This is a genomic window from Peptococcus simiae (assembly GCF_046569735.1).
Taxonomy (GTDB): domain Bacteria; phylum Bacillota; class Peptococcia; order Peptococcales; family Peptococcaceae; genus Peptococcus; species Peptococcus simiae_A.
Genome location: NZ_JBKICG010000001.1, coordinates 65,825 through 77,977, shown reverse-complemented (window position 1 = coordinate 77,977; position 12,153 = coordinate 65,825). Strand labels below are relative to the sequence as shown.

Genomic DNA, 12,153 nt, shown 5'->3' with positions numbered 1-12,153 from the left:
GGATACTGCATGGGCTTGCAAGAAAGGAATATTATGTCTGAACTATTAGAGAAAACACGCCGATTAAATAAGTTGTTGCAGGAAGGCTCTGAAAATGACAGCACCTACATTGATTTTAATAACATTGCCGATATTTTATCAGATATGATTGAATGTAATACCTATATTTTGGGGGAACACGGGGCCCTCTTAGGTCACCACTTTATGGATGACTTCAACTGTTCTTTAATGGAACAGATTATCCTTAAAGATAAGCGGATGCCTAAAAATTATAATGATGACTTGATTAATACGAATGAAACAAAGGCTAATGTACCCAATACCGGTGACCGTTGCTTCTTCAGTGAAAAAAACTGTGACTTTGGTGGAAAAATCACCACTGTGATTCCTATTATTGCCGGTAAACGTCGGCAGGGGACCCTGCTCTTGGCCAAGTTTAAAGTGGAATTTACAGATGAAGACCTGATCTTAGCTGAATATGGCGCCACCATCGTTGGTATTGAAATCATGCGGAGCAAGGTGGAGCGGGATGAGGCCAAGGGCCGGGAAAAGGCCGCTGTGCAAATTGCCCTGGACACCCTGAGTTACTCTGAAATGGAGGCCATTGAACATATCTTCAATGAATTAGATGGTGAAGAAGGCCTGCTGGTTGCCTCTAAGATAGCGGACCGCGTTGGCATCACCCGGTCTGTTATTGTCAATGCCCTGCGGAAGTTTGAAAGCGCAGGGGTTATTGAGTCCAAGTCCCTGGGGATGAAGGGGACCTATATCCGGGTCCTCAATGAATTCTTACTCGAAGGCATTGCCCAGCGGACCAGCAAACACTAGTCAGCCATAAAAAAAGAGCCCCTGGGGGCTCTTTTTTTATGGCTTATTCATATCCTATTCATATCTTAGGGCGTCAATCGGGTTCAGCTGGGCTGCCTTGTTGGCCGGGTAGTAACCGAAGAAGACCCCGATTAACATGGAGAAGCCGGTGGCCAGGAAGATGGCCAGGAGGCTGGGCCCGGTAGCTGCTTTTAAGGCCAGACTGCCTAAAAATCCAAATAGACCCCCGGTTAAGATACCGATTAGGCCGCCGATCACACAAACAATGATGCTCTCGACGATAAATTGCAGGCGGATATCAAAGTTGGTCGCGCCCAGGGCCTTGCGGATCCCGATTTCCCGGGTCCGTTCTGTGACAGAGACGAGCATGATATTCATGACGCCAATCCCGCCAACCAATAGGGAAATGCCGGCAATAACAGAGATGGCCAGCTTGACACTGTTTAAGGTGGCATTGACCTGGTTGGTCATTTCTTCAACGCTCTGGGTCAAGATTTTGAACTGGGAGTTGTTGGTGTAATACTGGTTCATATAGTCTTCCAGCTCTTTGGTAAACTTGATGGTGTTTTCGCTGGTGGCGGCAGTGACGGTAACCTGGCGGTAGCCCTTGGAGCTGTCATTGGTTAGTCGCCCGGCGGTGGAGACAGGGATATAACAGGCTGTTGTTTTGCTATTTGGGTTGCGCCCGTTCATGGCGGCGGTCATGGGGTCGTCGTTGTATTCATAGATGCCGACGACGGTAAAGGTATGCATTCCCGAGGCCCCCCGGACCTCAATTTCCTTATTGAGGGCCTTGCTTAACTGGTCGCCATAGAGCTCTTTGGCCATCTTATCAGAAATGACCGCTGTATTGCGGAGGCTTTGCACGTCGGCTTCCCGGATAAAGCGCCCGGCTAGGATTTTGATATTATTACTTTCGGCCGACCCGGGGCTTACCCCGTTTAAGGTGATATTGGCCTTCCGATAACCGTGACGGACCTCGCCGCTGCCGGCAGACTTCTCTAAGCTCACGCCGACAATCCGGTCACCGAACCGGGCCTGCATGGACTCAAGCATTTCCGGCGAGATGAGGTCTTGCTCAGAAGGCTCATACATATAGTCATCATCCCGGCTATTGACATAGAGGTAGACGTTTTGGGAGCCGAAGGTCGAAAGGGAGGAGCTGATGCTGGAGGTCATGGCATCTCCGATGGTCAGGATGCTGATGACAGACGCGATGCCGATGATGATCCCCAGCATGGTGAGCAGGGACCGGATTTTATTGGCCCGGAGACTTTCCAGGGCCAGGCGGATATTTTCGGTAATATTCATTGGCTGGCGGCCTCCCCTTCAAAAAGATGGCCATCTTGCATGGTTAGCTTTCGCTCTGTTTGGTCGGCCAGTTCCGGGTTATGGGTAATCAGCAAGATTGTTTTATTGGATTCTTCATGAAGGCGGTGGAAGATATCCATGACCATATGGCCGGTGGCGGTGTCCAGGGCGCCTGTCGGTTCGTCGGCCAGGATAATGGCCGGGTCATTGACCATGGCCCGGGCAATGGCGACCCGCTGCTTTTGCCCCCCGGAAAGTTCATTGGGCTGGTGGTGCATCCGGTCTTTCATACCGACCAGGTCTAAAAGATATTCGGCCCGTTCCCGGCGTTCCTTGGCAGGCCTGCCGGCATAGAGCATGGGGAGTTCTACATTTCTGAGGGCACTGGACCGGCCCAGGAGGTTAAAGGTCTGAAAAACAAAGCCGATGAGCCGGTTGCGGATACCGGATAGGTCTCCATCGCCGGCTTCAGCAATATTGACGTCATTTAAGAAGTAGCTGCCTTCCGTAGGCCGGTCCAGGGCGCCGATGATATTCATCAAGGTGGACTTGCCCGACCCGGACTGGCCAACGATGGATACAAACTGGCCGGATTCAATGGTGAGGTCAATCCCATGTAGGATTTCCAGTTCATTGGGTTCGCCAATATAATAGCTCTTACGAATGTTCCGCATGCGGATTAAAGAGGACTCACTCATAGGCTGCTCCCGTCCTCGCTGGTCTCACCCTCGTCTGACTTCAGCTTGTCGCTGACCGTCACCCGGCTGCCCTCGGTCATCTCTTCAGGGTCATTGAGGATTTTCAGGTGGTCTTTTAAGGCCTTGCCGGTAATCACGACGTTGACATCATTTTCCAGTTCGGTCTTGACCGGGGTTTTCTTTAACTCATAAACGCCTTCCTTGCCTTGGACCGGCTCCAAGGCCATCACGTGCTTGCCCTGGTCGCTGTCGATAATGGCTCCAAAGGGGACGGCATAGACGTTTTCATCTTCGGCGGTGATGATATTCAGGCGGACTTTCATACCGGATAGCAGTTCTCTAGGGGCCTTTTCAATCACAATTTTTGCTGTAAAGGTGGGATTAGCATCGCCGCTGGTGCTGGGGGCGGCGCCATCTGCAGAAGGCATAGCGCTGGCTGCACTTTGGGTGGCTGCATTGGCAATGGAGACGACCCGGCCATGGTAGACCTTATCGCCGGTGGCGTCGGCCTTGATTTCAACAGACTGGCCGACACGGACACTCCGCAGGTCAAACTCCTTGAGCTCTGTCTTGATGACCAGGGCGTTTAGGTTTTCAACCTTAAAGAGGGCACCGCTGGGCACCCCTCCCTGCTTGGCAAAAATCTTGGTGACGGTACCGGCCATGGGGGCCCGGATGGTCATGTCTTGGAGGTCTTCGTACATGGTGGCCAGCTCCACTTCAGCAGCGCTGGTATCGCCGGCTGCAGCCGTGGTGGCGATATTATCTTCATAGGTATTGATTTCTTCCTGGGCTGCAACCCGGGCGGCAGCTAGACTCCGTTGAGCCTGGTTATAGTTGCTTTTAGCGGTTTCAGCCTGCAGCTTGGCTGTGCTCAGGTTATCCTGCCGGGCCTTGGCGGACTTGCCCCGGAGGTCCTTTTGAAAGTCTTCATTTTCAAGGGCCTGGTCATAGGCCAGCTGGGCCTGGGCCAGGGCTTCTTCCCGGCTGGTGATCTGGCTTTCCCAGGAAGACTTGTTGGCATCAGCACTGGCATACTTAGACTCGGCGTCAGAAAGGGCTGTCTGGGCTTTGGAAAGATCATTGTTCAGTGAATCCAGGTCACTGTATTGTGGATCGCCGGCTGGCAGTTGGCTTGGTACTTCTTGGTATTCGTAGATGGGGTTTCCATTTTCATCCTTGCCGACTTCTACTTGCTTGGTGATAGTATGGCCGGAAATATCTCTCTGCTTTTGGGCAATGGCTGTTTGGGCATTATCCCGTTCTTTCCGGAGCCGCTGCCGGTCTTGGTCATACTGCTTGGCATCGTTGACCGCTTGGTTATACTTGTTGCGGGCCTCTTGTAACTGGGCCTTGGCCTGGTCCAAACGCTGGGCAGCATTTTGCCGGGCTTGCTTGCTGCTTATCTTTGCGGAGGATTCATTGGTCAACTCGGGGTGGTAGCCTTCTTCCAAGGCTTTTTTCATGTCCTGGTAGTTTTTCTCGGCGGCATCCCAGGCGTACTTGGCTGATTCGACAGCATTACCGGCAGAAACCAGGGTTGCATTGGTCCCGCTATTTAGGGCCCGGGCAGCAGCATTATACCGGTTGCGGGCGGCCTGGACCTGGGCATGGGCACTGCGGGCACTGACGCCGGCAGCTGCTTCCCGTTGACGAATTTGCTGGCGGAGCTTTTTATCGTCCAACTTGGCCAGGATTTGGCCCTCTTCGACTTTTTCTCCTTCTTCAACGAAAATTTCTTTGATGGGGGCGGTTTGAGAGGTATAGACCTCCACATCCTTATCGGTTTGAATTTCCCCTGTGGCAGAAACGGTGGTGGAGAAGTGGGAGGGGGTCAGTTCGGTAACCCGGTCGGCGGCGATGGCCTCGTCCCGCCCCTGGTTTAAGGCTGCATAGGCAACCCCGCCAATTAAAAGGGCGATGACGACGCCACTGGCAATCAACCGTTGTTTTCGGGTGAAGCGGTTTTTCTTTTGCCCTAGCTCGCCTTGACTCGCTGAGGCTTCTTTTTTGGAAAATGGATTTTGCATGGTGTCCATTCCTTTCATATTTCTTGGAGTGAAATCATTGTACCGTACCAATGGTACAATGTCAATTCAGGAAAGGGAAGAAGGGGAAAGAAGCCTATTCATTATAGCTATTTTATGGTAAAATATTACTCGCATAAATTCGTAAATATGTAAATATAATGAAGGTGATATTTTGTATTGTAATCATTGTGGCAATCAATTATCTGCAGGTGACCTTTTTTGTTCCCAGTGTGGGTCCAAGGTGGAACAAAAGCTGGTTGAGCCCTGGGATTTAGATGATAATGATTTTGATAGTACCCGCTTATATGATCCCCAGGAAACCCTGGACCAGTTAAACAAGACCGCCCCGGTGGAGATACCCCGGTATGACGGCCAGGAAGCAGACCGGCCCTCTGCCGGTCATCGGGCTTACAGCAATTACTATGAAAGGGAATCCAGTGCCCGGGCAGCCCAGCGTTTAAGCCGGCGCTGGCAGGATGCCAAGGAAAGCGTTTATGCACCTAAGGCTGACCAGGCCCCGGCAGCAGGCCGGCCCGAGCCGGTCCAAAAAGAAAACAAGGATAAAGAGGGCTCCCTGTTCAACCGTTTTTCAGCCAAGCTGGGCTATGGGCCGGAAGCCCGGTCGGCTAGTGGTGATCAAGCAGCGGCCAAGGCCAAGAAGAAGACCTGGGTCAGCGAGAAAAAAAAGGCTAAAGTCCGCTCGCATCAAGATGGAGAGGCGCCGAACTACCGGAGTCTATATGCCGGTATTGTTATCTTAGGGATTGTGATAGGGGTTATCTTAGGGCTCTTATTGGTTAAGCCCTGGAGTAATGGGAATTCGGAGCCCCAGCCGGTCGCGACCGGTGTGGTCGCCCCAGTTGAACTTGCTCAAACAGGTGAATAAAGCCATACAAAAAAGGGGTTGTTGCAAAATAGCCCCTCTAACAAACAAAGTCCCAGCTCAAAAAAATGAGGAGGGACTTTGTTTATGGATATATCCATGTAAGCTCATAATATATAGCTAAAGAGAATTTTATAAATCAATTAGGGCTAAGTTTTCTATAAGCCAGGAGCTGTGCCGAATGATTTTACTCATTCTGACACAGCCCTTTTCTTTTATTTAATCAGCTTGGAAATAGATTTAAAATGGGGGTGTTCAGAGGTTCGGCATAATTCGAAGAGGACGGCCTCAACTGTGGTGAGGCCAACGCCTTCGTGTATCATCCGCTTCAGGCCAATCTTATGGTCCAGTTCATAGCGGCTGGAGCAGGCATCTACCACGAGGAAGACCTGGTAGCCGGCAGCGGTCATGTCAATGGCGCTTTGGGCAACGCAGATATGGGTTTCAATCCCATAGAGGAGGATGGTCTTCGGGGCCCGGTTTTTTAGGTCCTGGCGTAAGTCATCTGCATCATAAATACTGTAGCTCCGCTTGTCATAGACTGGTGCATCTCCTAAAGCGGAGTGGAGGTCAGCGACGGTATCCCCCAGGCCTTTCGGATATTGGCGGGTCACAGCGACCGGGACTTGTAGAATATTGAGCCCTTCAGTGAGGATCTTGGCCCGGGCAAGGATCCGGTCCGCTTCCCGCATGACCGGTAGGAGTTTCTCCTGGTAGTCAATGGCGTAGGCAAGGGTTGATTCGGGAAATAGTCTCATCATATCACTCCTTTGTTATAAATGCGTCAGGGTTTAAGGGGAGGAGGTCCTCAGGGAGAAAGAGGCCGTCGCGGCGAATGCATTCACCATCAAAGTAAACATCGCCACCGCCCCATTCTGGCCGCATGATCAGGACCAGGTCCCAGTGAACATCACTTTTGTTGCCGTTGAAGGCATCATCATAAGCCGAACCGGGGGTTAGGTGGATGCTGCCGGCAATCTTTTCATCGAAGAGGATGTCATTCATGGGATTGAGGATAAAGGGGTTGCAGCCCAGGGCAAATTCCCCAAGGTAGTGAGCCCCCTCATCGGTATCGAAAATAGCTTCTAGGAGGTCGGGATGGTTGCCATCGGCATGGACAATCCGGCCATTTTCAAAGGTCAGGGTGACGTTTTCAAAGGTGGTTCCCCGGTAGCGGGAGGGCACATTGTAACGGATGACCCCGTTGGCGCTATCCTTGACAGGGGCGGTGTAGACTTCGCCATCAGGGATATTGCATTCGCCGGCACACTTGACGGCGTCAATCCCCTTGATGGAAAAGGTAATATCTGTCCCCGGGGCAACCAGGCGGACCTGGTCGGTTTGGTTCATCCTTTGGACCAGGGCATCCATGGCGGTGCTGAGCTGGCTATAGTTTAAGTTACAGACCTGGAAGTAGAAGTCTTCAAAGGCTGCGGTACTCATATTAGCGGACTGGGCCATGGCCCCATTGGGGTAGCGGAGGATGACCCAGCGGGACCGGTCCACCCGGTCTCGGAGAACGGGGCTCATGGCCTTGGCATAGCGGGCCAGCTGGGCCTGGTCCACATCGGCCAGTTCAGCGGAATTATCACCGGCGCGGACGGCGATATAGGCATCCATTTTTTTCATCCGGGCCAGTTCCAAGTCAGCCAGGTCAAGCATTTGGCTTTCCCGGGCCCCCTTCAGATAGGCCCTGGTGAGCCGGGGTTCTGACAGGTGGAGGTAGGGGTTGGCCCCTAGGGCATAGCTGGCTTCTAAAAGGGCCTCAGCCAGGGGCAGGGCATCATGTCCAGAAATATCCAGGAGGACATTATCGCCTTCCTGGAGGTTTACCGAGTAGCTGGTGAGGTTTTTCGCGAGTGTTTTAATCCGATCATCCATTGATTTAACTCCTTAATTAATCTGCCACTGTTTTTTATCGAGGGTGCGGTACTGGATGGCTTCTGCAATGTGCCTTTCACTGATGGGGCCCCCGGTGTCCAGGTCCGCAATGGTCCGGGCCAGTTTTAAAATCCGGTCGTGGGCCCGGGCCGATAGGCCTAGCCTTTCAAAGGCCTGGCGCAAGAGGGCTTTAGGTTTGGGGTCCAGGGCACAAAACTGCCGGATATCCTGGTGGCTCATGCTGCCATTGGCAAAAATAGGCCGGTCGGCAAAGCGGTCGAGCTGGAGCTTCCGGGTGGCGATGACTCGCTTGCGGATCGTTGCGGAAGATTCAGCTTCCTTTTTATCGTATAGGTCATTAAAGGCCACCGGGCTCAGCTCAATCTGAATATCAAAGCGGTCCAGGAGGGGGCCGGAAATTCGCTGGCGGTAGCGGCTGACCTGGGCTGGGGTGCAGGTGCATTCGTGGTGGGGGTCATTTAAGTAGCCGCAGGGACAGGGGTTCATGGCGGCCAGGAGGATAAAGTCACAGGGGTAGGTCACCTGGGCGCTGACCCGGGAGACAGTGACCTCGGCATCTTCCAGGGGCTGCCTGAGCCCTTCCAGGACCTCCCGGCGGTATTCCGGTAATTCATCCATAAATAGGACCCCGTGGTGGGCTAGGGACACTTCACCCGGCCGGGGGACGCGGCCGCCGCCAATAAGGCTGGCTTGGGAGGCGCTGTGGTGGGGACTGCGGAAGGGGCGGTCGGTGACGAGAAAGTGTTGGTCCGTTAAGAGGCCGGCTACAGAATAGAGCTTACTGGTTTCTAGACTTTCGGCCTGGGTGAGTGGGGGCAAGATGCCGGTAAAGGCCCTGGCCAACATGGTCTTGCCAACGCCGGGCGACCCGATAAATAAAACATTATGGGCACCTGCGGCTGCAATTTCCAGGGCCCTTTTTGCCTCGTCCTGGCCCTTGACGTCTGAAAAATCATACTTTAGGGGACGGTCAGCCTGGAGGATTTGGTCCATATCCGGTTTCGGCTCACAAGTGGCGCCTGCCGGATCCTTCAAAAAGGCAATCACCTGGCTTAAATGGCTAAAGCCGTAGACTGGGGCATCGCTTAGGGCCGCCTCCTTGGCATTGGCAGCCGGTAGGATCATCTTAAGGCCGGCGGACTTGGCCTCCAGGGCTGCCGGTAAGACGCCATGGACCGGGTGCAGGGCCCCATCCAGGCCCAGTTCACCTAAGACCATAAACTGGTCAAGGCCTTCAGCCGGTAGCTGCTCGGTGGCAATTAAAATGGCCAGGGCGATGGGCAGGTCATAGCTGGGGCCTTCCTTTTTTAGGTTGGCAGGGGCCAGGTTAACGACAATCTTTCGTGGAGGGAAATCAAACCCGGCGTTTTTTAAGGCAGTATGGACCCTTTCCTTGCTTTCACGGACGGCGGTATCCGGCAGGCCGACGATATCCCAAGAGGGTAGGCCGCGTGCGGCATCGATTTCAACAGAAACGGTATAGACCTCTAAGCCGGTCAGGCAGGCACTCTTTAATTGGGCAAGCATGGGATACCTCCTAGGAAGTGGTCTGGTAACTGGTCCATAAACTGGAAGTGACGGCGTGCATCATCCGGTCTCTGATGCCGGGGTTTTCTTTCGCCAGCTGGGCAATTAGGGCCTTTTCTTCCGACCGTTTGGTAAAGCCGTCTGCCGGGCAGGCATTATGCATAATCGGCAGGTCTAACTTTCTGACGATCCGGCGGATATCGGCCTCTTTTACAAAGACCAGGGGCCGGATAACGGTGAGGTCCGCCCGGCTCAAGTAGGCCCTGGGGGCAAAGGTGTGGAGCCGGCCCTCAAAGAAAAGACTCATGAGGAGGGTCTCAATGACATCATCTAAATGATGGCCCAGGGCGACCTTATTGCAGCCATTGGCTGCGGCCCAGTTGTTGACTGCCCCTCGCCGCATCCGGGCGCAGAGGGAGCAGGGATTTTTTTCCTGGCGCTCTTCAAAGACAATGGGGCCAATATTGGAGGGCACCACTTCAAAGGGAATGGCCAACTCTTCGCATAGGGACCGGTGGGCGGTATAGTCGTTTTCCCAGCCCAGGTCCACGCTCATGGCCTTAATTTGGAAGGGGGTCGGCAGGGTCTTTTGTAAGACCGCCAAACTATAGAGGAGTAGGGTGCTGTCCTTGCCGCCGGATAGGCCGATGCCGATACAGTCACCGGCTTCAATCAGTCCATAATCCCGACTGGCCCGGCGCATAGGGGCAAAAAGCTCTTTATTATAGGCCCGCCAATTTCGCTTCATATCATCGCTCCTTTTCTTTATTATAGGAAAGGGACCGGTAAACAGCAAGTAAGAGGAACAAAAAAGAAACAGTTGCCGGGAAAACTTGAGGGCGGGGCCTCCTTCAGCTATAGTAAAGGTAAAGACGATTGAAGGAGGTTTCCTAATGCTGAAAAAAAGAATTGTGGCCTTGATGGCCGGGGCCCTATGCCTAACCGCCTGGTCCCTGGTCACTACAGACCCGGCCCAGGCCCAAGTGGTCCGGTCTGAACCGATTGCGCCGGGTGTTGTGGAAGAAATGCACCACTGGCAGAATGCCCGAATTGGGGTGTGGCGGTGTGACTTAACCAACCCCAACACCGACTTGCGCCTGGTGGCCGGTGCCGGTGAGTATACCCGGCGGGCAACGGTTGGTCAAATGAGCGCTCGGACCAATGCAGTCGCTATGATGAATGGCGATTACTTCAACATGGCCCTGCAGGGCTCGCCTATTGGCCCATCTATTGTGAACGGCCGCCTGCAGAGCTCGCCGGCGGTGATTATCGGCCTTTACTCCCTGGGTATTGATGCCGGCGGCACAGCCCATATCGAAGCCATGACCTTTAATGGTGGCATCAAGGCCGCCGATGGGGCCAGCTTCCCCCTGGATGGCCTGAACAAGACCTACTACTGGCATGACCCCTCCGGCCAGGAAAGCCATACCGATACCATCCAGATGTACAATGATTTCTGGGGCAGCGCTTCCCGAGGCCATGCCACCAATACGGAAGTCCTCATCGGTCCCGATGGCACGGTCGAGCAGATCTCCTATGGGAAAACCCTACCCTATCCGGTGCCGGATGGGAAGGTCATTTTACAGGCCAATGGCCAGGGTGAACTTTTTGTCAAAAAACACCTGAAAATAGGCCAAAAGGCCCAAGTCTGGGCCGGCGTCCAACCAGACCGCCAGTGGAAGTTCCTGGTTGGGGGCCATGCCCTCCTGGTCAATGACGGCCAGCTGGTGCCCTACACCAAGGATATCAATGTCTTAGGGGGCGTCCGGGCCCGGACCGCCGCCGGTATTTCAGCTGACGGCAAGACGGTTTACTTTGTATGTGCAGAAGGGCGGACCAGCAGGAGCGCCGGCCTTTCCCTGGGCCAGCTCAGCCGTTTTATGCAGGCGCTAGGGGCCTATAAGGCCGTCAACCTGGATGGTGGCGGGTCCAGCACCCTGGTGAGCCGGCCCCTGGGGAGCTTTAACCGGCAGGTCACCATTGCTCCGGAAGGCTTTAGGGCCCAAAGGGCTGTGGTCAATGGCATCGGGATTTTCAATGAAACGCCGGAAGGGCCTGTTGTAGCCGGAAAAATCTCCGGTCCTTCACGGCTGGTACAAGGGGAGAGCGGTCAGTTTGGCTTAGAAAAGGCTTGGGATGCCAACTACCATCCCAAGGCCACCCAGGGCCTGGCCCTAACCTATACAGACGGTGGCCAGCACGGCATCTGGGATGGTCCCTGGTTTGTAGCCCTCCAGCCGGGTACGGTTCCCATTAAGGCCCTGGCCGATGGCCGGGAAATTGCCCACAAGGACCTGGTCATCCAGGGCCCGGAAGCGGTGTCCGGCATCCGGATCCAGCTGGACAAATTTGTGGTCCAGCCCGGCGAAGTCGTCAATGCCCGGGTCTTTGCTAAAACCCTGGATGGTCGGTCTATAGAGCTATCTCCCCGGGTTATTCAGTGGCAGTTAGAAGGCTTTGCCGGTGACATCACCGGCGAGTACGGCAGCTTTACCATCAACCAGCTCAATAAGCTGCCAAACGGTAAAATTAAGGCGACCTTTGGCAACCATACCACCGAATCCTACCTGGGTAACCCGGCCTATCGCTTGCTAGACCTGGGCATTGGTCAGAGCCAGTATTGGCTGGATGGCCAGGCTCATCAGCTGGATGTGGCGCCCTATATTCATGAAGGGCGGACCCTTGTGCCCCTGCGGCTCATTGCTGAAGCCTATGGCGGCCAAGTGACCTGGTCCAATGAGCGGCGAGAAGTGGAGGTGGTCCTTGGCGATACCCATATCCTCCTGCCGGTTGATGAAAACCGGGTGACAGTGAACGGGGACAGCCGACCCATTGATGTATCCCCACAAATTCGCAATGGCCGTACCTTCGTCCCCATCCGTTTTATTGCAGAGACGGTAGGGATGCAGGTGGAATATAACGACCAAAGCCGGACCGTTAGCATTATTGCACCAAAGGAATAGCCGAGCGAATC

General features: G+C 54.0%; 10 protein-coding genes. 3 read left to right on the top strand and 7 right to left on the bottom strand.

The annotated features are described in order from the left end of the window. Positions 1–33 precede the first annotated feature (33 nt). Positions 34–828: a GTP-sensing pleiotropic transcriptional regulator CodY gene (codY, locus tag ACLGL1_RS00380; RefSeq protein ID WP_411006819.1), complete on the top strand. Its 795-nt coding sequence runs from the start codon at positions 34–36 to the stop codon at positions 826–828. 54 nt (positions 829–882) lie between these two features. Here the strand turns inward: codY and ACLGL1_RS00375 are convergent, their stop codons facing one another. From ACLGL1_RS00375 to ACLGL1_RS00365, 3 genes are read right to left on the bottom strand one after another with little or no spacing between them, the layout of a single operon-like run. Continuing rightward, on the bottom strand, positions 883–2,139 hold the full coding sequence (locus ACLGL1_RS00375) for an ABC transporter permease (RefSeq protein ID WP_411006818.1): 1,257 nt from the start codon (positions 2,137–2,139) through the stop codon (positions 883–885). Next, on the bottom strand, positions 2,136–2,837 hold the full coding sequence (locus ACLGL1_RS00370; RefSeq protein ID WP_411006817.1) for an ABC transporter ATP-binding protein: 702 nt from the start codon (positions 2,835–2,837) through the stop codon (positions 2,136–2,138). The genes ACLGL1_RS00375 and ACLGL1_RS00370 overlap by 4 nt, the downstream gene beginning before the upstream one ends. After that, a complete protein-coding gene (locus tag ACLGL1_RS00365; protein ID WP_411006816.1) occupies positions 2,834–4,867 on the bottom strand; it encodes an HlyD family efflux transporter periplasmic adaptor subunit in 2,034 nt (677 codons plus the stop codon). The genes ACLGL1_RS00370 and ACLGL1_RS00365 overlap by 4 nt, the downstream gene beginning before the upstream one ends. Positions 4,868–5,039: 172 nt before the next feature. Here ACLGL1_RS00365 and ACLGL1_RS00360 point away from each other — a divergent pair, with 172 nt between their 5' ends. Continuing rightward, entirely contained in the window at positions 5,040–5,753 is a 714-nt protein-coding gene (locus tag ACLGL1_RS00360) for a zinc ribbon domain-containing protein (protein WP_411006815.1), read from the top strand. Between the two features lie 212 nt (positions 5,754–5,965). Here the strand turns inward: ACLGL1_RS00360 and ACLGL1_RS00355 are convergent, their stop codons facing one another. Genes ACLGL1_RS00355 through ACLGL1_RS00340 form a run of 4 tightly spaced genes read right to left on the bottom strand, consistent with a single transcriptional unit; the run spans position 5,966 to position 9,927 of the window. Then, a complete protein-coding gene (locus ACLGL1_RS00355; protein WP_411006814.1) occupies positions 5,966–6,508 on the bottom strand; it encodes a hydrolase in 543 nt (180 codons plus the stop codon). A 4-nt stretch (positions 6,509–6,512) separates the two neighbouring features. After that, a complete protein-coding gene (locus ACLGL1_RS00350) occupies positions 6,513–7,631 on the bottom strand; it encodes an aminopeptidase (protein WP_411006813.1) in 1,119 nt (372 codons plus the stop codon). 12 nt (positions 7,632–7,643) lie between these two features. Then, positions 7,644–9,179 carry a YifB family Mg chelatase-like AAA ATPase gene (locus tag ACLGL1_RS00345; RefSeq protein WP_411006812.1) on the bottom strand — a complete coding sequence of 512 codons (1,536 nt, stop codon included), beginning with the start codon at positions 9,177–9,179 and terminating at the stop codon, positions 7,644–7,646. Positions 9,180–9,189: 10 nt separating this feature from the next. Then, positions 9,190–9,927 carry a tRNA 2-thiocytidine biosynthesis TtcA family protein gene (locus ACLGL1_RS00340; RefSeq protein WP_411006811.1) on the bottom strand — a complete coding sequence of 246 codons (738 nt, stop codon included), beginning with the start codon at positions 9,925–9,927 and terminating at the stop codon, positions 9,190–9,192. Positions 9,928–10,072: 145 nt separating this feature from the next. Here ACLGL1_RS00340 and ACLGL1_RS00335 point away from each other — a divergent pair, with 145 nt between their 5' ends. Continuing rightward, a complete protein-coding gene (locus tag ACLGL1_RS00335; protein WP_411006810.1) occupies positions 10,073–12,142 on the top strand; it encodes a stalk domain-containing protein in 2,070 nt (689 codons plus the stop codon). The last annotated feature ends 11 nt before the right edge of the window (positions 12,143–12,153 follow it).

What these genes read in the sequence shown, in the direction of transcription:
- ACLGL1_RS00350 (WP_411006813.1), bottom strand. Translation starts at nt 7,631, where the DNA reads ATGGATGATCGGATTAAAACACTCGCGAAAAACCTCACCAGCTACTCG.
- ACLGL1_RS00345 (WP_411006812.1), bottom strand. Translation starts at nt 9,179, where the DNA reads ATGCTTGCCCAATTAAAGAGTGCCTGCCTGACCGGCTTAGAGGTCTAT.
- ACLGL1_RS00370 (WP_411006817.1), bottom strand. Translation starts at nt 2,837, where the DNA reads ATGAGTGAGTCCTCTTTAATCCGCATGCGGAACATTCGTAAGAGCTAT.
- ACLGL1_RS00365 (WP_411006816.1), bottom strand. Translation starts at nt 4,867, where the DNA reads ATGCAAAATCCATTTTCCAAAAAAGAAGCCTCAGCGAGTCAAGGCGAG.
- ACLGL1_RS00355 (WP_411006814.1), bottom strand. Translation starts at nt 6,508, where the DNA reads ATGAGACTATTTCCCGAATCAACCCTTGCCTACGCCATTGACTACCAG.
- codY (WP_411006819.1), top strand. Translation starts at nt 34, where the DNA reads ATGTCTGAACTATTAGAGAAAACACGCCGATTAAATAAGTTGTTGCAG.
- ACLGL1_RS00340 (WP_411006811.1), bottom strand. Translation starts at nt 9,927, where the DNA reads ATGAAGCGAAATTGGCGGGCCTATAATAAAGAGCTTTTTGCCCCTATG.
- ACLGL1_RS00375 (WP_411006818.1), bottom strand. Translation starts at nt 2,139, where the DNA reads ATGAATATTACCGAAAATATCCGCCTGGCCCTGGAAAGTCTCCGGGCC.
- ACLGL1_RS00335 (WP_411006810.1), top strand. Translation starts at nt 10,073, where the DNA reads ATGCTGAAAAAAAGAATTGTGGCCTTGATGGCCGGGGCCCTATGCCTA.